General features: G+C 40.1%; 17 protein-coding genes, 1 other RNA gene, 4 pseudogenes and 1 other annotated feature. Of the genes and pseudogenes, 3 read left to right on the top strand and 19 right to left on the bottom strand.

From position 1 onward, the window contains the following. Nucleotides 1-60: 60 nt before the first annotated feature. The 10 genes and pseudogenes from alaS to cymR form a co-directional block, all read right to left on the bottom strand. Nucleotides 61-2,693: pseudogene (alaS, locus tag M44_RS22685) on the bottom strand (alanine--tRNA ligase). A gap of 310 nt (nt 2,694-3,003) precedes the next feature. Continuing rightward, on the bottom strand, nt 3,004-3,549 hold the full coding sequence (locus M44_RS29490) for an AI-2E family transporter (protein ID WP_337444096.1): 546 nt from the start codon (nt 3,547-3,549) through the stop codon (nt 3,004-3,006). Next, complete coding sequence (locus M44_RS29485) at nt 3,533-4,081, bottom strand: AI-2E family transporter (protein ID WP_010173828.1); 549 nt, start codon at nt 4,079-4,081, stop codon at nt 3,533-3,535. Before M44_RS29485 ends, M44_RS29490 begins: the two co-directional genes overlap by 17 nt. Before the next feature lie 92 nt (nt 4,082-4,173). Then, complete coding sequence (locus M44_RS26295) at nt 4,174-4,299, bottom strand: DUF3918 family protein (protein ID WP_010173827.1); 126 nt, start codon at nt 4,297-4,299, stop codon at nt 4,174-4,176. A 16-nt stretch (nt 4,300-4,315) separates the two neighbouring features. Continuing rightward, nucleotides 4,316-4,501: a hypothetical protein gene (locus tag M44_RS11710; RefSeq protein WP_010173826.1), complete on the bottom strand. Its 186-nt coding sequence runs from the start codon at nt 4,499-4,501 to the stop codon at nt 4,316-4,318. A gap of 122 nt (nt 4,502-4,623) precedes the next feature. Beyond that, entirely contained in the window at nt 4,624-7,023 is a 2,400-nt protein-coding gene (gene recD2 / locus M44_RS11705; protein WP_010173825.1) for an SF1B family DNA helicase RecD2, read from the bottom strand. A gap of 13 nt (nt 7,024-7,036) precedes the next feature. Next, nucleotides 7,037-7,702 (bottom strand): tetratricopeptide repeat protein, encoded by a 666-nt coding sequence (locus M44_RS11700; protein WP_010173824.1) that lies wholly within the window; start codon nt 7,700-7,702, stop codon nt 7,037-7,039. A 67-nt stretch (nt 7,703-7,769) separates the two neighbouring features. After that, nucleotides 7,770-8,885: a tRNA 2-thiouridine(34) synthase MnmA gene (gene mnmA, locus M44_RS11695; RefSeq protein WP_010173823.1), complete on the bottom strand. Its 1,116-nt coding sequence runs from the start codon at nt 8,883-8,885 to the stop codon at nt 7,770-7,772. A gap of 13 nt (nt 8,886-8,898) precedes the next feature. Next, nucleotides 8,899-10,050: a cysteine desulfurase family protein gene (locus M44_RS11690; RefSeq protein WP_010173822.1), complete on the bottom strand. Its 1,152-nt coding sequence runs from the start codon at nt 10,048-10,050 to the stop codon at nt 8,899-8,901. Between the two features lie 17 nt (nt 10,051-10,067). Beyond that, the gene (gene cymR / locus M44_RS11685; RefSeq protein WP_010173821.1) at nt 10,068-10,487 is read right to left on the bottom strand and encodes a cysteine metabolism transcriptional regulator CymR; all 420 of its coding nucleotides are present in this window, start codon (nt 10,485-10,487) and stop codon (nt 10,068-10,070) included. Nucleotides 10,488-10,634: 147 nt separating this feature from the next. Here cymR and M44_RS22675 point away from each other — a divergent pair. Together M44_RS22675 and M44_RS11675 are read left to right on the top strand one after the other, a co-directional pair. Continuing rightward, nucleotides 10,635-11,911: pseudogene (locus M44_RS22675) on the top strand (replication-associated recombination protein A). Between the two features lie 109 nt (nt 11,912-12,020). Beyond that, complete coding sequence (locus M44_RS11675) at nt 12,021-12,995, top strand: nuclease-related domain-containing protein (protein WP_010173818.1); 975 nt, start codon at nt 12,021-12,023, stop codon at nt 12,993-12,995. Nucleotides 12,996-13,376: 381 nt separating this feature from the next. On the opposite strand, the gene M44_RS11670 is transcribed toward M44_RS11675, so the two are convergent. From M44_RS11670 to M44_RS22665, 5 genes are all read right to left on the bottom strand, one after another. After that, nucleotides 13,377-14,138 (bottom strand): tRNA threonylcarbamoyladenosine dehydratase, encoded by a 762-nt coding sequence (locus tag M44_RS11670; RefSeq protein WP_010173817.1) that lies wholly within the window; start codon nt 14,136-14,138, stop codon nt 13,377-13,379. A 198-nt stretch (nt 14,139-14,336) separates the two neighbouring features. Continuing rightward, a non-coding RNA gene (gene ssrS / locus M44_RS26285) (6S RNA) lies at nt 14,337-14,526 on the bottom strand. A 58-nt stretch (nt 14,527-14,584) separates the two neighbouring features. Continuing rightward, a complete protein-coding gene (aspS, locus tag M44_RS11665) occupies nt 14,585-16,360 on the bottom strand; it encodes an aspartate--tRNA ligase (protein ID WP_010173816.1) in 1,776 nt (591 codons plus the stop codon). 16 nt (nt 16,361-16,376) lie between these two features. Then, entirely contained in the window at nt 16,377-17,642 is a 1,266-nt protein-coding gene (gene hisS, locus M44_RS11660; RefSeq protein ID WP_010173815.1) for a histidine--tRNA ligase, read from the bottom strand. Nucleotides 17,643-17,726: 84 nt separating this feature from the next. After that, nucleotides 17,727-17,954: a binding site (T-box leader), on the bottom strand. Between the two features lie 79 nt (nt 17,955-18,033). Then, a complete protein-coding gene (locus M44_RS22665) occupies nt 18,034-18,219 on the bottom strand; it encodes an RNA polymerase subunit sigma-70 (RefSeq protein WP_337444093.1) in 186 nt (61 codons plus the stop codon). A gap of 127 nt (nt 18,220-18,346) precedes the next feature. On the opposite strand from M44_RS22665, the gene M44_RS11650 reads away from it, so the two are divergent. Further along, on the top strand, nt 18,347-20,017 hold the full coding sequence (locus M44_RS11650) for an N-acetylmuramoyl-L-alanine amidase family protein (protein WP_010173813.1): 1,671 nt from the start codon (nt 18,347-18,349) through the stop codon (nt 20,015-20,017). Between the two features lie 45 nt (nt 20,018-20,062). Here the strand turns inward: M44_RS11650 and dtd are convergent, their stop codons facing one another. The 4 genes and pseudogenes from dtd to recJ all read right to left on the bottom strand — a co-directional run bounded on the left by dtd (nt 20,063) and on the right by recJ (nt 25,802). After that, nucleotides 20,063-20,506 carry a D-aminoacyl-tRNA deacylase gene (gene dtd / locus M44_RS11645; RefSeq protein ID WP_010173812.1) on the bottom strand — a complete coding sequence of 148 codons (444 nt, stop codon included), beginning with the start codon at nt 20,504-20,506 and terminating at the stop codon, nt 20,063-20,065. 13 nt (nt 20,507-20,519) lie between these two features. Then, a pseudogene (locus tag M44_RS22660) lies at nt 20,520-22,717 on the bottom strand (RelA/SpoT family protein). A gap of 220 nt (nt 22,718-22,937) precedes the next feature. After that, a complete protein-coding gene (locus M44_RS11630) occupies nt 22,938-23,450 on the bottom strand; it encodes an adenine phosphoribosyltransferase (protein WP_010173810.1) in 513 nt (170 codons plus the stop codon). Continuing rightward, a pseudogene (gene recJ / locus M44_RS22655) lies at nt 23,441-25,802 on the bottom strand (single-stranded-DNA-specific exonuclease RecJ). The gene M44_RS11630 and the pseudogene recJ overlap by 10 nt, the downstream one beginning before the upstream one ends. Between the last annotated feature and the right edge of the window lie 113 nt (nt 25,803-25,915).

Raw genomic sequence — 25,915 nt, 5'->3', positions numbered from 1 at the left:
AAGTTTCTAGCGTACATCATATCAACCATTATCTACATTGTACACCAGTTTCATACAGAGTTAAATTGATTTGACCCACTCATAGACAAATTTCAACGCATCATCTAATTGTGCAGGATTTTTACCACCTGCTTGAGCCATATCCGGACGGCCACCGCCGCCGCCTCCACAACGACTAGCTACTTCTTTTACTAGTTTTCCTGCATGGTAACCTTTATCGAGTAAATCCTTTGTCACTGCTGCAATTATGTTCACCTTATCTCCTTGAACAGAACCTAATACAATCACACCAGAATGAATCTTTGTTTTTAAGTCGTCAGCCATGGAACGAAGACTGTTCATATCTACACCTTGAACGTTTGCTGAAAGTACATTGACTCCATCTATAGATTCGACAGAGTCTATTAAGCTTCCTGCTTCAATGTTCGCAAGTTTCGCATTTAATGATTCATTTTCGCGTTGAACGTCTTTTAACTCTCCTAATAAGCCATCAATACGTGTCAATAGCGAGTCTGGCTTAGTTTTCAGGCGGTCGCTTGCTTCTTCTAGCATCATGACTTTTTCATTTAATAACCTATACGCCCCTTCACCAGTTACGGCTTCTATTCTTCTCGTGCCTGCTCCAATTCCACTTTCAGAAGCAATCTTGAATAGTCCAATGCTAGCCGTATTTTCTACATGACATCCACCACAAAGCTCGATACTGTAGTCACCAACAGAAACAACTCGAACGACATCCCCGTATTTCTCACCGAATAGCGCCATAGCGCCCATTGCTTTCGCTTCCTCAATGGATTTACTTTGAATATCAACAGAGATACCCTTCCAAATCTGTTCATTTACATGGCGTTCCACTTGTTCAAGTTCTTCTTTCGTTACTTGACCAAAGTGAGAAAAGTCAAAGCGTAGGCGGTCCGTTTGTACTAATGAACCAGCTTGGTTAACATGCTCTCCTAAAACATCTTTTAATGCTCGATGTAATAAGTGAGTTGCTGTATGATTCTTAACAATTTGTTTTCTAGCCAGTTCATTAATAGTTGCCTTCACAGAATCAGCTACTTTTATAGTGCCTGCAACTACTCGACCACGGTGAACATGTTGACCATTAGGCGCTTTCTTCACATCTAGGACTTGGATCTTTCCATTTTCACTTTCTACTATTCCACCGTCAGCGATTTGACCGCCGCTCTCTGCATAGAAAGGCGTTTCTTTTAACACAAATTGAATTTCTTTCCCTTCGTTCGCTTCAGTGCTAAATGCTTCTTCTACGATTAGATCTGTCACAACAGTATCCACAGACATTTGGTTATAGCCGATAAATGTGCTATTCGTTTCAATTTCTCCCAATACTCCGCCTTGAACTTTCATGCTCCCTACATCTTGACGTGCATTACGAGCTCGTTCTCTTTGCTGTTCCATCTCATGTCTAAAGCCCTCTTCATCCACGGTCATACCAGCTTCTTCTGCATATTCTTCTGTCAATTCAACAGGGAAACCATACGTGTCATATAAGCGGAACACATCAGAACCAGGAATGACAGTCGATCCTTCTGATTTAGCGTTTTCTATAACAGTCGAAAGAATAGCTAATCCTTCATTTAACGTCTCATGGAAACGATCTTCTTCATTCTTCACTACTTTCTGAATGAATTCTATTTTCTCTTTTACTACTGGATAGAAATCTACCATGATTTCTGCAACAACTGGAACCAACTTGTACATAAATGGATCATTGATGCCAATAGCCTTTGCAAAGCGAACGGCTCTTCGTAGTAAACGACGTAAAACATAGCCTCTTCCTTCATTTGAAGGTAGCGCCCCGTCCCCAATAGCAAAGCTTACCGTACGAATATGGTCGGCAATGACTTTAAAAGACGTTGCTTCCTCTGAATGTGGATGATAGGTAACACCTGAAATTCCTTCAACTTCTTTGATAATAGGCATAAATAAGTCAGTTTCAAAGTTAGTAGGAACTTCTTGAACAACACATGCCATGCGCTCTAGTCCCATACCTGTATCAATGTTTTTCTTCGGAAGTGGGGTATATGTATGATCTGGGTTGTGATTAAATTGAGAAAACACTAGGTTCCACACTTCTAAGTAACGATCATTTTCTCCACCAGGATATAACTCCGGATCGTTTTCATCAGAACCATATTCATGGCCACGGTCATAGAAGATTTCTGTATTAGGTCCACTTGGTCCTTCACCAATATCCCAGAAGTTCCCTTCTAGTCGAATAATACGCTCTCCGGAACACCAATATCATTTTTCCACATATCATAGGCTTCATGATCCTCAGGATGTACCGTAACAGATAATTTCTCAGGGTCAAATCCAATCCACTTTTCACTTGTTAGAAATTCCCATGCCCAGTCGATAGCTTCTTTTTTAAAGTAATCGCCAATCGAAAAGTTTCCAAGCATTTCAAAAAATGTGTGATGACGAGCGGTTTTCCCTACGTTTTCAATATCATTTGTTCGAATGGATTTTTGAGCATTTGTAATACGTGGATTATCTGGAACAACAGAGCCATCAAAATATTTCTTAAGCGTTGCTACGCCAGAGTTAATCCATAATAATGTTGGATCTTCGTGAGGAACGAGGGAAGCACTCGGCTCTACACTATGTCCTTTTTCTTGGAAGAAATCCAAATACATTTGTCTAATTTGTGCACCAGTTAGTTTCTTCATCGTTTCATCTCCTTTTTCTTTTTTGAAAACACAAAAAGCCCTCATCCCTAAGCAGGGACGAGAGCACTCTCGCGGTACCACCCTGGTTACAAAAGAGCATTATTATGATCCTTTGTCACTTTGAGCACCGTAACGTGGCGAGACGGCAGGTTTTCGCCTGCACTCAGGAGTAGCGACCTATTACTACAAGTAGGATTCTTTTCAGCCTGGAGAATCCCTCTCTATAAAATGGTTTGTAATAGGTGGTTCCATCATTGCGTTGTTTTCATAATGTTCTATCACGAATTATAGTGAAAGAACACTCCATTTGTCAATTATACTCCTCACTCTTTTGTTTAAAATGATGCCGACCTTGAAGAATGGCTGTTTTGACTATAGCAAGTACCGGTACTGCAAAGATTAATCCGATCACACCACCAAGCTCTCCGCCAATTACGAGAGCGCCCATAATAAATAAGGGATGAAGATGCAAGCTTCTGCCGACAATGAGAGGCGATAAAATGTTTCCTTCTAAGAATTGAAGTAATAGAATAATTCCACCAACAAACAAAATCATGTTAACTGAAATGGTGCTTGCAATAATAACAGCAGGGACAGCACCCACAAGAGGTCCAAAATACGGAATAATATTGGTAACTGCCACAACGGCACCTAGTAACAATGGATACTTTAAGCCAATTAGCCAGAAAGCGACGAACGCACAGCCTCCAAGTATAAGGCATACGAGCAATTGCCCGCGTATGTACCCCCCTAAAGATTCATCAAGAGCTCGTGCAAATTCTCGACCTCTTTCCCTTTTCGAAGGTGGGACAAGCTTCCAAATGAATTCCTTTACCCTTTCAAAATCTTTTAGCAGGTAAAAAGAAATGAACGGAATGAGCAGAATAAAGAAAAAAATGATTCATGAATGAGAGTAATACACCTATGGTTCTTTCGACAAGACCTCCCCCCCATTTTTCTATAGAGACGATTCTTTCTTCTAATTGAACTTGCAGGGCTTCTGGCCACATAGATGTTTGGTCATGAATAAAGGACAACCACCCGCGATATTCTCGAATATATACTGGGACATTGGCACTTAGTTCTCTAAGCTGATCTAATATAGCAGGAAATCCTTTGTAGATTCCAATGCCCACTCCTCCAAAAAACAAGAGGTATATAATTAATAGTGCTACAACCCGGTGCAATCCTGCTTCATGTAATTTTTCTACCACTGGATGAAGAAGATATGTCACAAATGCACCAATGATAAAGGGAGTTGCAGCAAGGAGTAATATTCTTAAAAAGGGCTGCCAAACTGGCGCAAGAAGATAAATAATATAACAACTGGTTACACTGAATAAAAGCAATAGACATCTGTATAACCATTTTTTAATTGATGCTTCCATCTTCATCCCTCCTGTTTGTTAGTGTCCTTTAGGAAGGGATAATTATTCAACTTCCAATAAAAAAGGTGCTACCCCATAGGTAGCACACTCGGTTAAAACATTTTTTTCATACGCTTTTTTGCTTTGTTCCACTGTTTTTGATTCATTTTCGACTTTGAAAGGGCATTTACCGCTAAGCCTGCACCAAACCCAATAAGTGAAGATACTGTTCTATTCATCGTATGCACCTCTTCTTTAACTTAATTGACGTTCATCCTCTGAAAACAGATCATCAAGAGAGCTTAAAGAACCATCCTCTTCAACCTGATGTGTGTGAATCAAACCATGTGAAATCGTAAGTTCAATGTAGCAATTCCAGCAATAAAATTGGTTGATCCCAATTTTCCCAATATCTTTACTTGCACAGTTTGGACATTTCACTTAAACAGTAAACCTCCTGACCTTACAGTTTCTGTTAGAAGTGTGTCCAGTCTGCATATTTTTATACATCGGGATTAAAAATAACTGTTTTCGCTAACATGAACAGTCTTATTGTGTGTTTCTTACACAAAATCATAAGGGGTAAGGTTTTCCATCCCAATCATTGGGTCGATTTGATCTATTGTCCCTTCTGTTAACTCAATCTCACTAGGTTCAAACACTTGTCTAGCACTGTTTTCGCTGTGTTCTACTTCCATTAACTTCTCCATTAGAGTCGTTCGCCTTTTTACATCATCCACTCGCTCAATTCCTTGTCGAAAAGCATCTTCTTCCCCTACAAGAATCAAGAAGTTTTTACTACGAGTTATCGCGGTGTATAAAAGGTTTCTTCTAAGCATTCGGTAATAGCTTCTAACCACTGGAAGGATAACGATAGGAAACTCACTACCCTGAGATTTATGTATGGAACAGCAATAAGCTAACGTAATTTGATTCAAATCTTGCTTCGTATAGGTCACTTCCACACCATCAAATGACACTAGCAGCATATCCTGTTTTTCAATGTTTTCTTTTGCATAAAATATGGATACAACTTCACCAATATCTCCGTTAAATACATTGCTTTCTGGCTGGTTAACGAGCTGTAATACTTTATCACCAATACGGTACGTTGTTTCGCCAAACGCTAATTCCTTTCGTGTACCGTCAGTATTAGGATTAAGTACGCCTTGTAGCGCCTTATTTAACGCATCAATTCCAGCCGGCCCTTTGTACATAGGAGCAAGAACCTGGATATCTCTTGTGGCATACCCCTTCTTTTTTGCATTAGCTGCAACCTTTTCAACAACGTCTGCGATTTGACCGGTCTTACAAGAGATAAATGAACGATCCTTTTGAGGCTGTGTAATACTGTGAGGAACCTTGCCATTCTTTATGGTATGAGCAAGTTCAATGATCGATGACCCTTCTGCTTGACGATAAATATCCGTTAGTCGCACCGTTGGGATTACACGGGATAGAAGGAGATCCTTTAACACTTGTCCTGGACCAACTGAAGGAAGCTGGTCCTCATCTCCAACAAATATGACCTGAATATCATCAGGAAGTGCCTTTAGCAATTGATTCGCCAGCCACGCATCGAGCATGGACGTCTCATCGACAATTAACAGCTTTCCTTTTATAGGCGATTCATCATCATGTTCAAACGTTTCTTGTCCGTTCCAGCCCAATAAACGGTGAATGGTCGTAGCAGGAAGGCCAGTTGATTCGGTCATTCGTTTGGCAGCTCGACCAGTAGGTGCTGTTAATAAAATAGGAAACGGCTCATCTTTATAATCCTTTGGATTAAGGGAACATCCATGAAGATCTGAATACAGCTCAACGATCCCATTGATGACCGTTGTTTTCCCCGTACCAGGTCCCCCTGTTAAGAGCATCAAGGGTGAGCCTAAAGCTGTTTGGATCGCTTCTTTTTGAGAAGAGGCATATTCCACTCCTATACGCTCCTCAAGCCTCCCTAATGCAAGAAGAAACTCAGACTCAGGAAACTGGTCCTGGAATGCCGTTGAAGACAGTAAGCGTTGGATATTCGTCACAATCCCTTTCTCAGCGAAAAATAGCGAAGGTAAGAATACTCGCTTTTCACGATCTCCAATTAGCTTTCCTTCTTCCTCCAATTGAACAAGGCAGTTGGCGATTGAAGAAAACTCTATGGACTCTTTCTGATTCTTTTGAAGTAAGGCTTTCGTTTTAACTAAAAGTTCTTCACTGTCGGCATACACATGACCATCCTGCATACATAATTGCTCGATGGTGTAAAGAATTCCTGCTTTTACTCGGTCTGGATGCGAACCTGTAATTCCCAGTCGAACGCCTAATTCATCGGCACGACCAAACCCAACTCCCTCTACATCTTCAACCAATTGATATGGGTTTTTTTGAATACAGTCTAGAGTAGTTTCTTTGTATTGCTGATAAATTTTCATAGAAAGCTGGGGACCAAATCCTAATGCATTAAGCTTGATTAAGATTTGCTCTAAACCTTCATGTTCTTTTAAGGTGTCATATATTTCTTTGGCTTTGTCTTTTGAAAGCTTTGGAACTTGTTCCAAAGCGCTCTTATTTTGAAGGATTTGACTAATCGCATTGTCTCCAAGTACCTCTACAATGGATTCAGCCGTTTTTTTTCCTACCCCCTTGAACAAGTCACTTGATAAATAGTGAATGACCCCTTGCTTCGTTTGGGGAATATCCTTTTGAAAACGGTCCGCTTTAAATTGTTGCCCAAACTTCGGATGATCTTGAAATCCCCCAAAAAACGTATACGTCTCTTGTTCATGAATGGCGGGAAAATATCCTGTGACAACCGCTTCTTTCTCATCGTAAGTGGTATTTGTTTCATCTACGCGAATGCGTATGACCGAATACAAATTACTTTCATTATGAAAGATGGAGACAATGAGTCTGCCTTTTACAAATGGTTCATCCTCTTTGAATAGGTCTAACCCCCTCTGTTCCTCCATCTAACTCAACTCCTTACTCTTCATTCATCGCTTGTTCTATCATGGAGATCGCATAGCTTGAAAGCATATGATCTTCTTGAATTTCTAATGCTCGTCGCAAGAAGCTTAAGCCTTTTTCAACTTGTTCAAGGTGAATGGCATAAGCAACCCCTAGATTGTAGTACGCATCCGCGTGGTCCGGCTGTTGTTCAACAACTAGAAGAAGTTGCTTAACCGCTTCATCAATCTCCTCTAGTCCAGCAAGCGTTAACCCGTATTGGAAACGCGCTTCTACATCTTCAGGTGTTAATTCTACTGCTCGTTGAAGATATGGCATGGCAAGCTTTGGCTGATCTAGTTGAACCATTGTAAATCCAAACATAAAGTAGACATCCCCATTTTCCATACCTGTTCGAATCGCTTTTTCAAACTGATCCTTCGCCTCACTAAACTTTTCTTCTTGGAACAGTACGTTCCCTAAAGCATAGTAAGCCGCTCCCGCTTTAGGGTCTAACTCGATTGCTTTCTCATAAAAAATCTTCGCACGGACCGTCTCACCAACAGACGACAAAACATTTCCAAAATTTATGTAACCGACACTATCGCCAGGATTCTCTTCAATTGCTTCTGTAAATAATTTCAACGCTTCTTCCATTTTTCCTTCTTGCAACACTTGTATCCCTAGTTCATTTTTATTCATGTTCTTGCACCTCTTTCCCATGGGATTATAACACAAAAGGCATTGGATTTCTCCAATGCCTGATCATTTATCCAACGTATGTTAGCTTTTTACCTTGATTAAAAATTTCATCTATGGTCCCACCACCAAGGCAAACATCCCCGTCATAAAATACAACAGCTTGTCCTGGTGTAACAGCGCGAATTGGCTCATCAAATATCACTTCAACCTTATTGTTATCAAGCAGCTTAACCGTAACAGAGTTATCACTTTGACGATAACGAAATTTGGCTGTACAGTGGAACTCTTGTTCTTTTGGAAAATCGCTTGTCCAGCTTATATCCGTTGCTAGAATACTTGTAGAATAAAGGCTATCGTGGTCAAACCCTTGTTCTACAAACAACACATTACGCTCTAGATCTTTTCCAACAGCAAACCAAGGCTCCCCTGCACCACCAATACCAAGGCCATGGCGTTGGCCAATCGTATGGTACATTAGTCCTTCATGTTGACCCTTTACTTCACCGCTCAATGTTTCCATTGTACCCGGTTGAGCCGGAAGATACTGACCTAAGAATTCCTTGAAATTTCGTTCCCCAATAAAACAAATTCCTGTACTATCTTTTTTCGTAGCCGTCGCAAGCCCTGCTTCTTTAGCGATTTCACGAACCCGACTTTTATCAAGACTTCCAATCGGGAACAGCACTTTTTTCAATACGTCTTGGGATAGTTGATTTAAGAAATACGTTTGATCTTTGTTTTCGTCTTTCCCGCGAAGCATTTTTATTTCCCCATCACGCTCTTCTACTTGTGCATAATGACCTGTTGCCAAATAATCTGCACCAAGCTTCATGGCATGATCTAAAAAGGCTTTAAATTTAATTTCTTTATTACACATCACATCAGGATTCGGTGTACGTCCTGCTTTGTACTCATCTAAAAAGTACGTAAACACTTTGTCCCAATATTGCTTTTCAAAATTAACCGCATAATACGGGATACCAATTTGATTCGCCACACGGATTACATCTTCATAATCCTCCGTCGCTGTACAAACGCCGTTCTCGTCTGTATCATCCCAGTTTTTCATAAATATTCCGATGACATCATACCCTTGTTCTTTAAGTAGCAGTGCCGCAACAGATGAGTCTACTCCACCCGACATCCCAACTACCACTCGTGTATCCTTAGGTGCTTTATTCATCCTCTCACCTCTTTCATTCTGTTGATGTTGTTAATCTTTGAACAATAGTAGCAACGGCTTTTGCTGCCTTTTCTACTTGTTCTACTGTATTGTTATATCCGAAACTAAATCGAATAGAATTTCGTAAACGTTCAGATTCCTTCCCATGCATTGCTACTAACACATGTGACGGTTCTATAGAGCCCGCAGTACACGCTGATCCGCTTGATGCAGCAATGCCTGCCATATCTAAATTAACTAGCATTGCTTCTACATCCGTGCCTGGGAAGCTTAAGTTTAGCACATGAGGTAAAGATTCCTCAAGAAATCCGTTTAAGTCAAACATGACCCTATTTTCCTGTAAAATACGGCAGAACATTCGCTTATAGGACAAATACAATTCTTGTTTACTAGCCCGAGATTTCTCTCCCAATTCCACTGCCTTTGATAGACCTACCACTCCAGGTACATTTTCTGTCCCTGCTCGTCTTTTACGTTCTTGTTCTCCTCCATAAAGACTAGGAACAAATGGAACTCCTTCTCTTGCATAAAGAAAACCTATACCCTTAGGTCCATTAATCTTATGTGCAGACACAGATAGAAGGTCCACATTCAATTCATTTACATCAATGGGTAAAATTCCAAATGCCTGTACCGCATCCGTATGAAAATACGCAGGATGCTCTTGTAAAAGCTCCCCTATTTCCCCAATAGGCTGAATCGTTCCGACTTCATTATTGCCATACATAATCGTAACGAGAATGGTATCTTCTCTTAAAGCATCTTTTAATCCTTCTATGCTAATAAGCCCCTTCTCATCTACTGGCAAATAGGTTACTTCAAATCCTTCACCTTCAAGCATTTGACATGTATGCAAAACCGCATGATGCTCGATTTCAGTTGTAATAATATGCTTTCCTTGATGCTGTCTAGCTTTGGTTACACCGATAATCGCTAAATTATCCGCTTCCGTTCCCCCACTAGTAAAGATAATATCGTGAAAATTAGCACTAATGGCTTTTGAAATAGTCGTTCGTGCTTGGTCCACATGCATTCTGGACTCTCGACCGAATCCATGAATGCTCGATGGGTTACCGAATACTTCAGTCATAATAGGTAGCATGACATCCGCCACCACTGGGTGAGTGGGCGAAGTAGCTGCATGATCAAGATAGATTTTTTCCATTGGTATCACTCCAAATTTTATATATAAAACATATAGGCGTCCGATTCACCTTCGTCTGTATAACCCGCTAAATCTTCGATGGTGGTATTATCCAGAACATCCTTCACGGCATCACGAATTTTCTTCCAAAGTTCACGCTTTGCTGGTTCCTCGTCTTCAATTCCTTCAACTGGACTGATAGGTCCTTCAAGAACCCTAATAATATCCCCTGCCGTAATTTCCTTCGGCTCCATCGCTAAAACGTATCCACCATACGCTCCTCTAATACTACGAACTAACCCAGCATTTCTAAGAGGGGCAATTAATTGCTCTAAATAATGCTCTGAAAGCTCATGAGTTGTCGCAATCGTCTTTAAGGAAGTAGGCCCCTCTCCATGACGCTTTGCAAGCTCAATCATAATCGTCAGTCCATACCGACCTTTTGTAGATATTTTCATACTTTGCACTTCCTATCTATTCGTTCATCGTCCACTATTTTATCAATAAAGCATTATAGCATACTTCCTAATGAAGTGCATTCTACTCGGATTTATGGTAGATTATTCTATAAGCAGAACGTCAGTTTGGAGAGAAGACTATTGAGTATAAAACCTTTAGCATTTCGCATGCGTCCAAAAACAATAGATGACATCATCGGCCAGCAGCACCTCGTCGGTGAAGGTAAGATCATTAGAAGAATGGTAGAAGCTAAGCAGCTATCCTCCATGATCCTCTACGGACCACCCGGTATTGGAAAAACCTCCATTGCAAGCGCCATCGCCGGAAGTACGAAATACGCCTTCCGAATGCTAAACGCCGTTACAAGTAACAAAAAAGACATGGAAATCGTCGCAGCCGAAGCCAAAATGTCTGGCAAAGTTGTTCTCCTTCTTGATGAAGTTCACCGACTAGACAAAGGAAAACAAGACTTTTTACTTCCACATCTTGAGAATGGGAGCATTACACTAATTGGGGCAACCACAGCAAACCCTTATCACAGCATCAATCCCGCCATCAGAAGTCGGTGTCAAATCTTTGAGCTAGAACCTCTTAGCATAGATGACTTGAACAGGCTCTTATCCGGGCATTACGTGACACTAAAGAAGGGTTTGGCGACAAGAATATTCAGATAACCGATGAAGCCCTAAGCCATTTTGGTACAGGTTCAGGAGGAGATGTTCGCAGTGCACTAAATGCCCTAGAACTTGCCGTGATGTCAACAAGAGCCGATGATTCTGGTGAAATCCGCATTACTCTTGATGTTGCAGAGGAATGCCTTCAGAAAAAAAGCTTTCACCACGACAAAGACGGAGATGCACATTACGATGTTTTAAGTGGATTTCAAAAATCCATTCGGGGAAGCGACGTCAATGCAGCGCTTCATTATTTAGCTCGTCTCATTGAAGCAGGAGATCTTGTTAGCATCAGTCGCCGCCTCCTTGTCATTGCCTATGAAGATATTGGTCTTGCTAATCCACAAGCAGGTCCGCATACCCTAGCTGCGATTGAAGCCGCCGAACGAATCGGTTTCCCAGAGGCTAGAATTCCTTTAGGCCAAATCGTGATCGAGCTTTGTCTTTCGCCAAAGTCCAACTCAGCCTACTTAGCCATCGACCGAGCCTTACGGGACATTCGTGATGGTAAAATAGGCGATGTCCCTAAACATCTTAAGGATGCTCATTATAAAGGGGCGAGTGAGCTAGGACGTGGCATCGAGTACCTCTATCCACATGATTACGAAAATGGATGGGTCAAACAACAATACTTACCCGACCGAATCAAAAACTCAACCTATTACGAACCAAAGCAAACAGGAAAATATGAAAAAGCCGCTGCCGAAGTATACGAACGATTAATGAGAGGTCAGCGCGGAGGAAAATAGCCGATTACAGAGTGAGCCACTTTTTTGAGAGTGGCTTTTTTGTTTGGAGGGGATTGGGGTGGGGGTGGAGAATAATATTTAGTAGACTATTTAGAAAGGAAGAATTTTATTGATTACAAAACCGCTAACTACCCCTATCCCATTACTCCAGCTTCAAGTCTTAAAGCGAAGATTGCCATCACTTCACCCTTCACTTCCTCTTATTGAACAAAGCCTTCAGTTAAGAACATCTGGACATAAAGGAGAAACCACATCTGAATATTATTTTAAAGTTGCCGATAGTGACGACCTTTCGATACTTTTTGGATTAAGAATAAAATCTCCAAAAGGATACTACTTTCAGATGGATGTATTAGTTTTACATCAAAATTTCTATCAAATCTATGAAATTAAAAATGAAGCGGGTACTCATTTATTGGATCCAGAAACAAAGCAATATACAAAACTCGGACCTACTGGAGATGAAAACAGGAAAAACCCCTTTGAACAAGTCTCTATCCAAAACTATCTATTTAAAGAATGGTTGAAATTAAGGCAGCTTCCCGTCCCTTCTAATGAACAATTTGTTGTAAAAGCTAATAGAAATTCCATCTTTAAAATGACAGCCCCCAATAAAGAAATAACCTCACAATTCATTCCCGCCGAATCGATCGTACAAAAAATCCTTAACGCTCAACAATCTTACAAGCATCAACATTATTCCCAAGTGGGTTTAAAACAATTAACGCAATTAGTACTTGGTGATCATAATGAATATAAGATGAACTTATTTTCATATTTTCCAATAACCGAACAAGATATCGTTACTGGCGTATTATGCCCTCATTGTAGTCAAGTAATGAAAGCCAAAGACCTAAACCATTGGAACTGTGTCAAATGCGGATTTGTATCTGACATATGTATAGCAAAGGAGGCACTAAAGGAGCATTTTTATATTTTCCAAAGACCTGTAAATACTAGAGAATGTATGGAATTCTTAAAATTAAATTCAAGGTACCAAGCTCTCAGGATATTAAAACAAATGCACACTGTAAAGACAGGCAATCATAAAGATACGAAGTATTTTTTAAAGGATTTAATGTGAGGTAGGTGCTTCGCACTTTCAGTTTTGTTGTGCGAGACATATTGAGTTTGCAAGGAATTGAAGTTTGCGTGGGCGATCCACTGGTTGCGTGCGGATTCTTCGGCTTTGCGTGCACTTTTTGGCTTCTTGCGTGCACTTTTTCGGGCTTTGCGTGCACCTGCCCTTTCTTGCGTGCGGCATCCATCGGTTGCGTGCGGGTTCTTCGGCTTTGCGTGCACTTTTTGGCTTCTTGCGTGCACTTTTTCCGACTTTGCGTGCACCTGCCCTTCTTGCCTACGGCTGCCTGCTCTTTCGGTGCGGGTAAACCTTCATCTCGCGCGCTACACCGTACGCCCCAAAAAAACCAAAACCAGCCGTCCCCACGGCTGGCTCTACTTATGCTCAATCCTTTACTCGGCGTACAGGTATTTCCTTCACAATATCATTAAGAACATGACTAGCAGCAATCAACCCTGCAACGGATGGTACAAAGGCATTGGATGAAGGCGGTAATTGAGCTTTTCGGATAGGAGCATCCTTTTTCCCTACTACTTCTTTTACATCTTCACGTATGACAATGGGACTCTCGTCGGAGAAGACAACGGGGATTCCCTTATGGATTCCTTCTTTACGAAGACGAGTTCTGATTATTTTTGCCATGGGATCCGTGTGAGTTTTTGAGATATCTGTAATCGTAAAACGAGTAGGATCTGTTTTATTTGCGGCACCCATACTTGAGATGATTTGCACGCCTCGTTTTAAGCATTCTTTCATTAAATGAATTTTATAGGAAATGGTATCAGATGAATCAATCACATAGTCTAGGCCGTATGAAAAAAATTCCTTGTATGTTTCGTCTGTGTAAAACATTTTAAGAGCGATGACTTCGCACTCGGGATTGATATCGGCAATACGTGCTTTCATTAAGTCTGCTTTAGGTTGTCCAACCGTAGAAAGCAGTGCGTGTATTTGACGGTTTACGTTTGTAATATCCACATCATCTTTATCAACAAGGATGATACGCCCCACTCCTGTTCGGGCTAAGGCTTCTGCGGCGAAAGATCCAACCCCACCTACCCCAAGGACTGCAACTGTTGTGTTTTTTAATTTTTCTATTCCTTCTTTTCCTATCGCAAGTTCGTTGCGCGAAAATTGATGTAACAACATAATCAACTCCAAAATCTCTATAGTCTTGCATTAGAATAGCCCATTCGCTGTATAAAATCAATATATTCCGATATAAAAGGTATGATTTAAACTGAACAAATCCTGCTCACTTTATTTTTACCCAAACTAGAATGACAAAACACAATAAAAAGCTCCCCACCCGTATGGATGAGGAGCTGGGAAATTGTATGTAGCCCGAGTCCCAATCGTGCCGTCGCTTGAGAGACTAACGTTTTGAACCCGCACTCAAGCAGGTGGGTGTCCTATTCGAAGCGTTAGTACGTCCTTTCAGTGAAGGCATGTACGCCACTTCAAAACGTGAACTCCCTAGTTAGAAATGTTCGGTCAAAACAGATAGATTGAACGTCGAACACATCAGGACTCGTTGTTGTTAGTATAATATCACACTGCTTCATAAGAATCAATGAAACAAGCTATGGAATTTATTTACTTTCTTTGACACAGAGTGATAAGTGAAGCTCGTTTAATTGTTCATCACTTACTGTATTTGGAGCTTCCGTTAACAGACAGCTTGCGCTTGCTGTTTTAGGGAAAGCAATCGTATCACGTAAGTTCGTACGTCCTGCAAGGAGCATGACTAGTCGGTCTAAGCCTAAAGCAATTCCACCGTGCGGAGGAGTACCGTATTCAAATGCTTCAAGAAGGAAGCCAAACTGTTCTTTTGCTTCTTCTTTAGAAAATCCTAGTACTTCAAACATCTTTTCTTGGATATCACGCTGGTAAATACGAAGGCTTCCCCCACCTAATTCATAGCCATTTAACACTAAGTCATACGCTTCTGCACGTACGTTACGAGGATCTGATGTTAATTTGTCTACGTCCGCAGCTGCAGGCATTGTAAATGGGTGATGAGCAGCATAGTAGCGACCTTCTTCTTCGTCGTATTCAAATAATGGCCAGTCCGTTACCCAAAGGAAGTTGAACTTAGATGAGTCGATTAGACCAAGTTCTTTTGCAAGCTTTAGTCGTAATGCACCTAAGCTATCTGCTACTACACTTGGTTTGTCTGCAACAAATAGTAATAAATCCCCTACTTCTGCTCCAGCAGTTGCTTTAATTCCTTGCTGAACTTCTTCAGATAAGAATTTAGCGATCGGTCCTTTTACTTCTGATTCTTCTACTTTTACCCATGCTAGTCCTTTTGCTCCGTATACTGAAACAAATTCAGTTAACGCATCAATATCTTTACGAGAGTAGCGTTCAGCAGCACCTTTTACATTCAACAGTTTAACATGACCGCCAGATGCAATAGTTCCACTAAATACTTTAAAATCGGAATCCTTCACTATTTCAGCTACATCAATTAGCTCCATGGCAAAGCGTGTGTCTGGCTTATCAGATCCGTACCTGCTCATTGCTTCGTCATACGTCATGCGTGGGAACTCTGCAGGCAGGTCTACACCTTTCACTTCTTTCATCAGTTGCTTCATCATGTCTTCCATTAGAGCGACAATTTCTTCTTGACTCATAAAGCTCATTTCCATATCGATTTGTGTGAATTCCGGTTGACGGTCTGCACGTAAATCCTCATCACGGAAGCAACGGACGATTTGATAATATCGATCAAATCCTGAAACCATTAGTAGCTGTTTAAAAATTTGTGGAGACTGAGGTAATGCATAGAAATGCCCCTCATGAACACGGCTTGGTACAAGATAATCACGTGCACCTTCAGGCGTGCTTTTTGTTAACATGGGAGTTTCTACGTCATAGAAGCCTTGGTCGTTTAAATAGTTACGAATGCTTGTCGTTACTTGGTGACGCATCTTGAACGTTTCAATCATCTCAGGTCGACGAAGATCTAAGTATCGATACTTCAAACGAAGGTCTTCGGATACATCTGTGTTGTTTTCAATCATGAATGGAGGATTTTTTGCTTCGTTAATAATGGTTACTTCTTCAACAGAGATTTCTATCTTACCTGTTGGAATACTTGGGTTGATTGCTTTTTCGTCACGCTTAAGAACAGACCCAGATACTTGTAAAATATATTCGTTACGTGCTTTTTCTGCAATCTGAAGAGCTTCCATTGACGTTTCTGGATTAAATACCGTTTGGACGATACCCGAACGGTCACGTAGGTCTATGAAAATGAGTCCACCTAAATCACGACGCTTTTGAACCCACCCTTTTAAGACAACCTTTTCTCCAACTTGTACTTCTGTCACTTCACCACAATAATGTGAACGTACTGTCATGTTCCCATTCCTCCTCTTATCTCTCTTGTATGGCTTCTACTAATTTTGAGATTTCAATCGATTCTTGTTCGCCTGATTCCATATCTTTAAGATTGATGGTTCCAGAGGACAATTCTTCCTCACCCAATACAGCAACATAGCGTGCTTGAACACGGTCTGCTGCTTTAAATTGAGCCTTAAGCTTTCGATCTAAATAGTCTCTTTCAGCAGATAAACCAGCTTTTCTTAAGTCACTTACAATCTTCACACTGTAGTCTTTCGCTTGGTCTCCTAATGCCACCACATAGCAATCTACCTTACTTTCGACTGGAAGCTCTACCTCTTCTGCATCAACGGCTGCTAGTAATCGCTCAATACTTAGGGCAAATCCAATACCTGGTGTGCTTGGGCCACCGATTTCTTCGACTAGTCCGTTATAACGACCACCACCACATAACGTCGTAATCGCACCAAATCCTTCAGCATCACTCATGATCTCAAAGGCTGTGTGGTTATAATAATCTAAGCCACGTACTAGCGTTGGATCCACAACAAATTCTACATCCATTAACGATAAATACGATTGTACCTTTTTAAAATAAGAACGAGATTCTTCGTTTAAATAGTCTAAAATAGAAGGAGCTGTGGCCATTAACTCATGATCTCGGTCCTTCTTACAATCTAAGATACGTAAAGGATTCTTCTCTAAACGAGTTTGGCAATCTGTGCAAAACTCTTCGATTCTCGGTTTAAAGTGAGCAATTAATGCTTCTCTGTGTGCAACACGGCTCTCATTATCACCTAATGAGTTGACAATTAGCTTTAGCTTTTTTAATCCGACCGCTTGATATAAACTCATCGCAAGTGAAATGACTTCTGCATCAATCGCTGGATCTTCACTTCCTAGAGCTTCCACACCGAATTGAACAAATTGACGGTAGCGGCCTGCCTGAGGACGCTCATATCGGAACATAGGACCTGAGTAAAATAGTTTTACAGGTTGATTTGCATGACCGAACATTTTATTCTCAACGAAAGAGCGTACCACTGCTGCCGTTCCTTCTGGGCGTAAGGAGAGGTCTCTATCTCCACGGTCTTTAAATGTATACATTTCCTTTTGAACAATATCCGTTGTATCTCCAACACCTCGTGTGAATAATTCAGCATGTTCAAATATTGGTGTGCGAATTTCTTTATACTGAAAGTTACGGCAAATATCCTTTGCTACCTCTTCTATGTACTGCCATTTTTCTACAGTTCCTGGTAAAATGTCTTGGGTTCCTCTAGGAATCTTAATTGACATGAATACCCCTCCTTTTACAGTTCTTCTCTGAAAACCTTATAAGAATAATAAACAACAAAAAAACCCTCAGTCGCCTTGTATAAAACAAGGGACGAGAGTTATATACCCGTGGTGCCACCCTAATTGAAGCAAATTTCGCTTCCACTCATAACAGTTAACGCCTGTTCACGTTCATTCCTACTGTTTAAAAGTTCAGAATGAAACCTATTGAGTGTTCGTTCACAAGGTCATCATGTAGAAATGCTTTCAGCCTAAGACATTTCTTCTCTTTTCATGTGTTTCCAAGCTACTTTGCTCTGTCATTGGTTTTCTTACTATTTTCTTAAATATGATTGTACCTATCATATTACGTTTCTAGATAGTGTGGTGTCAAGCATATTTTTCTTAGGATTTAGTACTCTTCCAATTTCTTCTTTAACATCCGAACTTCTCTTAAGGATAATCCAAATTCAGAGGCTAGTTCAACTGAATTTGATGACTTCTCCTTTTCTAAAAAATGATGGAAATCTAACCCAAATACATCTCTGTCCTGAAGACTATTCATTGATTGCTTTTCGCTTGCTCTCATTCTTGACATCCTTTCACCCTTTTATCAATAAAACTAGTCTTTCCAATCCACCTTACTTTCATGTGGGAAAAAGGATTTTTATTTTCTATCAAGAATTAAGAAGGTAAGGGGTAAATCATATGAAAGGTGAGTGGTTATGAACCCAAAGCTCGGACTATTCCTTTTGCTACTATTTCTATTTTCATTTATACCTATAATCGTCTTGGCTAAAACAAATTCACTGCAACAAAATGAAAAACTTTCTATTAGAAGTGGACCTGGTTTAAGTTACCCAGTTCTTGCTACAACCCTACCTCCAAGTGTCATGATACTTGAACAAGAAGGAGATTGGTTGAAGATTCAATTAGATGAACAGATAGGATGGATTCCAAGCTGGCAATACGCAATCGAATCAACAGTTAATACGATTGGTAAGGTAACAGGAGACAGGCTAAATGTAAGAGAAAGTCCCAGCATTGAAGCTCCTATTGTTGGATTGCTTAGGCGCGATGAAGAAGTTATAATCTTCTCAAGTTCAACAGAAGAATGGACGAAAATACAGTCTTCTTCCTTTTCTGGATATGTATCTAGTCAATTTGTTACAGCACTTGATAGTGGAAGCCATTTGTTAAAAGCAGCTCAGGTTAACCAACATTCCGCAAATCTTTATTCTGGTCCTACAGAAGATTCACAGTTGATCAAGACACTCCTACCCGAAGAGCCATTATCTATTCTGCATGAGTGGAACGACTGGTTATTGGTCATGAATGATAGGTATGAAGGATGGATGAAAAGAGGTACTCTTTCTATCATTTCACCGGAAGTTCCTTCCTTTACACATACTATGGATCAAAAAGTAAGTATTTCTGCTCCAACACTTAGCGTTCGCAGTAGCCCTAATTTTTCAAGCGAAAAGCTTGGAGAAGTGGCTTATGGGGAAGAATTTAGCCTTCTAGATTCGTCTTCCTCCTGGTATAAGATACAGTATAAGGGCGAAACTGGCTGGATTCCTTCTTGGTTCTCGTTTGTCGGTTACGGTAGCATCAATCCAACGGATTCCTTCTCTTCTATATTTTTACTTTATGATAATACAAACATTAGAGAAGAGCCATCTACCCAAGCCACCACTATAAAAAATGGGAAGGCTGGAGAGGAATATACAGTAATTGAACCCTCTGGTGAATGGTATAAAATTCAATTAGATGAGGATCAAGTAGGGTATGTCGCAAGCTGGGTGGTCTTTTCACCATCAACTATGATGGATGACCGTCAATCACTAGAAGAATTTGCTGGAAGGCCTTTAATTCTGATAGATGCAGGCCACGGGGGCGAAGATAGCGGAGCCATAGGGGCAAATGAGTCGTTAGAAAAGGATTTAACGTTGAAAACCTCGAGGATATTAGCAGAAAAGCTAACTGAATTGCAATTTAATGTGGTCTTTACTAGAGAAAACGATCAGTATATCCCCCTTTCTACACGAACATTATTTTCTAATTACTATCAAGCTGATGCCTTTTTGTCGCTACACTTCGATAGTATTGCGGATGAAAGTATAACCGGCTTTACAACCTATTATTACCATGAAAACCAAAAAGACTTAGCTGATACGATTAATAAAGGTCTTGCTAGTAGTATTTCATTAAGAAATCGTGGGACCAAAAAGGAAGACTATTTTGTTTTACGTGAAAATACTCAACCAAGCGTATTGCTAGAGCTTGGCTATATTAGTAATAGCAAAGAAGAGAGAACCATTCATACGGACGAATACCTCGACCGTGCTACGGATGGAATCGTATCAGGAATTGAAGAGTATTTCTCATCACACTAATTGCTTCTCCTTTCAATAATAAAAGCTGAAGAAGGACGATCTTCTTCAGCTTTTACTTTCTATGATTAGGGTAACTGGGCCATCATTTACTAATGATACATCCATCATGCTCCCAAATTCCCCTGTTGCTACGTTTACTCCTTTATTTCGTAAGCAAAGATTAAAGTAATCGTACAATTCCTTAGCAATTGAAGGCTTTGCTGCTTCCATAAAGTTTGGGCGTCTTCCTTTTTTTGTATCACCATAAAGAGTGAATTGGGAAATCGATAAAATTTCTCCACCTTTATCAAGTAAGGAGTGATTCATTTTATCCTGTTCGTCTTCAAAGATCCGTAAATTCACTACTTTGTCAGCCACATACTCGGCATCTTGTTTAGTGTCCTCATGAGTGATTCCAACTAGTAACACTAATCCTGAATCAATTCTTCCTACAACTTCGCCACTGACTGACACACTAGCTTCTTTACTTCGTTGCAATACAACTTTCACTACTCTTCTCCCCTTACGTCATCGTACGGCGTACAGAGTAGACATCGGAAATCTGTTTAATCTTTTCCACAACACGTTGCAAGTGACTTACGTTCTGTATAGAAATGCTCATGGAAATGGTGGCCATTTTATTCCGGTCCGTTCTACCTGCAACAGCCGTTATATTCGTTTTTGATTCATTGACTACTTGAAGAACTTCATTCAGTAGACCTCTTCTGTCAAATCCTGAAATCTCAATATCTACATTGTACTCCTTACGATTGTTCACATCTGTTTCCCATTCGACTTCGATCAGGCGGTTCAATTCTCCATCACCTGTACCTACGTTTGGGCAATCACTGCGGTGAACAGAAACTCCTCGACCTTTTGTGATAAAGCCTACAATTTCATCTCCAGGAACAGGATTACAGCACCTAGAAAGGCGGATAAGTAGGTTATCAATACCTTTTACAGCGACACCTGCTTCTCCTCGGCGTTTCGTTGTCGGTTGGGCCTTAAGCTCTGCCATTGTTTCAAGAAGGGACTCTTCTTGGTTACGAAGCTTTCTTAACTTTTCGGTTAAGCGATTGGCAACTTGGGCGGCTGTTAAACCGTTATAGCCAACGGCGGCATACATATCCTCTTCTGTCGAGAAGTTGAATTTTTCATAAACACGTTTAATGTTTTCGTTCGTCATAACTTCTTTTAAGTCAAATTCCATTGAACGTATTTCTTTTTCAACAAGCTCTCGGCCTTTTTCAACGTTCTCTTCTTTTCGTTGCTTTTTAAAGAATTGTTTAATTTTATGCTTTGCTTGAGAGGTTTGGGCCAGCTTTAACCAATCCTGACTAGGTCCATAAGAGTGCTTGGATGTCAAAATCTCCAGAATATCACCTGTTCTTAAGCGATAATCTAATGTAACCATTTTACCGTTCACTTTTGCTCCAATCGTTTTATTCCCAATTTCAGAGTGGATACGATAAGCAAAATCTATCGGAACAGAGCCAGAAGGCAGTTCAATGACATCCCCTTTTGGCGTGAATACAAACACCATATCAGAGAATAGGTCGATTTTTAACGCTTCAATAAATTCTTCAGCGTCCGTTGATTCATTTTGGAATTCTAATATTTCTCTAAACCAAGATAGCTTTTTATCAAATGTATTTCTTGAAGCCACATGTTCTTTCTCTTCTTTATACGCCCAGTGAGCCGCTACCCCGTATTCAGCAATTCGATGCATATCTCTTGTTCGAATTTGAACCTCAAGAGGGTCTCCCTTAGGTCCTATCACTGTTGTATGAAGAGATTGATACATATTTGGTTTTGGCATTGCGATGTAATCTTTAAACCTACCAGGCATTGGTTTCCAACACGTATGAATAATTCCTAACACGGCATAACAATCTTTAATACTATTGACAATGATTCGAACAGCTAGTAAATCATAAATCTCATTAAACTGTTTGTTTTGTAGAACCATTTTACGGTAAATGCTATATATATGCTTCGGTCGTCCAGAAAGCTCAGCGTGAATGTCTACATCACGTAAGCTATCTTCCATCTCGTGTATAACATCATCAACGTATTGCTCGCGTTCATCTCGCTTTTTCTTCATTAGGTTCACAATGCGATAATATTGCTGTGGATTTAAATAACGTAACGCCGTGTCTTCAAGTTCCCATTTAATTTTACTAATCCCTAAACGGTGAGCTAAAGGAGCAAAAATTTCAATGGTTTCATTGGCAATTCTACGTTGTTTTTCCGCTGGCAGATGTTTTAATGTTCTCATATTATGGAGACGATCAGCTAGTTTAATTAAAATGACTCGAATATCCTGTGCCATAGCCACAAACATTTTTCGATGATTTTCTGCTTGCTGCTCTTCTTGAGATTTGAATTTAATTTTCCCTAGTTTGGTTACACCATCAACAAGCATTGCCACCTCTTCATTAAAAGTTTCAGCAATATCTTGTTTTGATATGGGTGTATCCTCAACGACATCATGTAGAAACCCAGCTGCAACGGTTGCCGCATCCATTTCTAAATCTGCGAGAATACCTGCTACTTGAATCGGGTGAATAATGTAGGGTTCACCCGATTTTCGAAATTGCTCTTTATGGGCTTTATCCGCATATTCATATGCTTTTTGGACCAAAGCCACATCATCTTCTTCTAAATATTTTTTGTACGTTCGATCACTTGATCAGAAGTAAGGACTTGGTCTTTGGCCATCATTTATCACCTTAACTTTTGTAATAGTATCTATCTTATCCATTAGAACTTTTTTAAGTAGTTTCTTACTATTATCGAAAAAAATACCTAAAGATGTAAAGGGAAAGAGTTTAATTTTATCGAATAATCTCCATTTATGTCGTTTGTTATACAGAATAGTGATCATTATAAAGAAAGAGCACTCGAAATCGAGCGCTCACCTTGTTGTTGTTAGCATGAATTAGTACTGCATTAGAGTTAAGATATCATAACCTTCAAGCTTGTCACGGCCTTCTAAGTAAGTCAATTCAATTAGGAAAGCAATCCCTGCTACGACTCCACCTAATTCTTCCACTAATTTAATGGTTGCTTCAATTGTTCCGCCTGTAGCCAGTAGGTCGTCTGTAATTAAGACACGTTGACCAGGTCTAATGGCATCTTTATGGATTGTAAGAACGTCTTTCCCGTATTCTAAGCCATAATCTACCTTGATCACTTCACGAGGTAGTTTTCCCTCTTTACGGACAGGTGCGAAACCTAATCCAAGAGAGTAGGCTACAGGACATCCAATAATAAATCCACGTGCTTCTGGACCTACAACTAGATCAATTTGTCTTTCTTTTGCATACGTTACAATTTGATCTGTTGCATATTTATAAGCGTCACCATTGTCCATTAGAGTTGTAATATCTTTAAAGCGAATACCTGGTTTTGGCCAATCCTCTACAATGGTAACATATTGTTTTAAGTCCATACTTCTGTTTCCTCCTCATTATGAACAGGCTCTTTAAGTTGTTCGTCAAACCATCGTTTTAATTCTGTGATGGAAGAATACACTAGTTCTTGTTCTAGCTTAAACAAAGCCTGTTTTTGCCGATACGATCTCGAATCGGATAAATCTTTTTTTAATTTATCAGGGTTTAAGGATAATAATCCATCCTCTATTGTAACAAAATTTAATTCAAAAACACCTGTGACATAAAATCAATTGTGTCTTTTGTCCATCCTTTGTGTGCTGCTAATTGCCCCCCGTGCTTCATTAAATCAAATTGACCCCGTTTAGACAGAAATCCATAATACCATTTAAAGTGATCCCGTGTTGGCATGGTTGAGAAATAGTCTGTTCCATCTGTGTAAAAGTGTGCATAAACACGTTCCGGCTTTAAATGGTTAAGTACGTCTCTTATTAAATTTTCTTTAGTTGGGATCGTTAAGAAAACGACGGTCGTATACTTTTCTTCTATAGCTTTTACATCTAATTCGTTCGTTATAACCACATTTTTTTCAATAGACGACAGTCCTACTTTTTCGCTTACATCCTCACCAAAAGAAATAAACAGAGCTTCTTTATTTAATGCATCATGTACCCATTTATCTTGCTTCAAGCCTCTAACATCAAAAAGCTGCCAGTCACTTACATTAATATCTTTAATAAATAACTGTGGTTTCTTCATAGAGTTCCATTCATTAATGGCCAGTTCACCCATCAGAGAAATCTGGGAGACAGGTGATAGCTGTTCTGTTAATTCACCTAAATGGAATCCAATTCCATCTAAAGACGTACCATTATGGATCACATTTAGTTTAAGGTGATTTCCGTTTCCACCAATTTTTTTCATATTGCCAATATGAACGTTATCAATAACAAACTTCGGTTTTGGATTGCCCATACCATATGGGGATAAAAGGTCTAGCTCTTCAATACTTTTTAACGACACTTCATCAAGGGTCACATGTGTATCTACTTCTGTAAGTGGTACAAAATCTTCTTCCGTAAGGGTTTCCTTGGCTAGAGTATTTAAGCGAGCACGAAGCTCGTTAACGTCTTCTATATTCAATGTCATACCCGCTGCCATTGGGTGACCTCCAAAATGAGGAAGAAGTTCTCTCATTGTCGATAAGTTTTGAAACAAATCAAACCCAACGATACTTCTAGCAGATCCTTTGGCTATTCCTTTCTCTGAATCAATGCCAAGAACAATTGTAGGACGATAGAATCTATCTACTAGTCGAGAGGCCACAATTCCTACTACCCCTGGATTCCATCCTTCCTTGGCTAGTACTAAAACTGAGTGGTCTTCTAATGGAAACTGGGTCTCCACCATTTCGATGGCTTCTTCCGTTATAGTCGAAACAATATTTTTACGCTCTTTATTCATCTGATCTATTTCTTCTGCAATGGCTAATGCTTCTTCCATATCATCGGTTAATAGTAAGTCAACGGCAGGATCAGCATCTGATAGTCTTCCGATGGCATTAAGTCTTGGACCAATTGTGAATCCTACACCTTCCTCATTTAACTTATCCACCGTCGTCCCTGCCACTTTGCAAAGTGCCTGTAAGCCTGGTCGGTTGGTGGATTGCAGCTTTTCAACCCTCTCTTAACCAAACTGCGGTTCTCTCCAAATAAGGGAACTAAATCCGCAATCGTACCAATCGTGACTAAATCCAATAAATGCTCAGGTACATGGCCATAGAGAGCGTGTGCCACTTTAAACGCAACGCCAACACCTGCTAGCTCATGAAATGGATAATTTGAGTTCGGTAGTTTAGGATGGATGATGGCTAACGCATCTGGCAATTCTGGGCCCGGTTCGTGATGATCCGTAATAATTAAATCTAAGCCCAATTCCTTCGCCACAGCTGCTTCATGGATGGCCGCTATTCCCGTATCGACTGTAATAATTAATGAATAGCCCATTTCATATGCCCATCTGAAAGCATTTTCATTAGGTCCATATCCTTCATTAAAACGGTTTGGAATATAAAAGTCCGCTTCTGCACCTAAGTCTCTCAAAGTAGAAAGTAATACAGATGTACTGGTTACCCCATCTGCATCATAATCACCAAAAACTAAAATAGCTTCTCCAAGTTCAATTGACCGTTTGATCCTATCTGTCGCAATATCCATTCCCTTTAAAAGAAATGGATCATGAAATTCTTGTTTTTCACTCCATAAAAAAGACCGTGCTGTATCACTATCTTTAATGCCACGGTTGTATAAAAGTTTCGCTATTATAGAAGAAACGGAAAGTTCCTGTTGTAATGTTTGTACAATTTGTTCAGGCGCTTCTTTCACAAGCCACCTACTCTTTGAATGTAACATTCGTTCACCCCTTTAGACTCTGTTAATTATACAGAATCAAAAGTTTACTTTCAATGTGAAGAAGTACCAAAGCACTTACGTGATTTCTCCTATGAATCATATGGACTCTTAGC

Source organism: Bacillus coahuilensis m4-4 (assembly GCF_000171615.1).
Lineage (GTDB): Bacteria > Bacillota > Bacilli > Bacillales > Bacillaceae_K > Bacillus_T > Bacillus_T coahuilensis.
The sequence above is the reverse complement of the archived record's forward strand: the minus strand, read 5'-3'. Positions and strand labels throughout refer to the sequence as shown.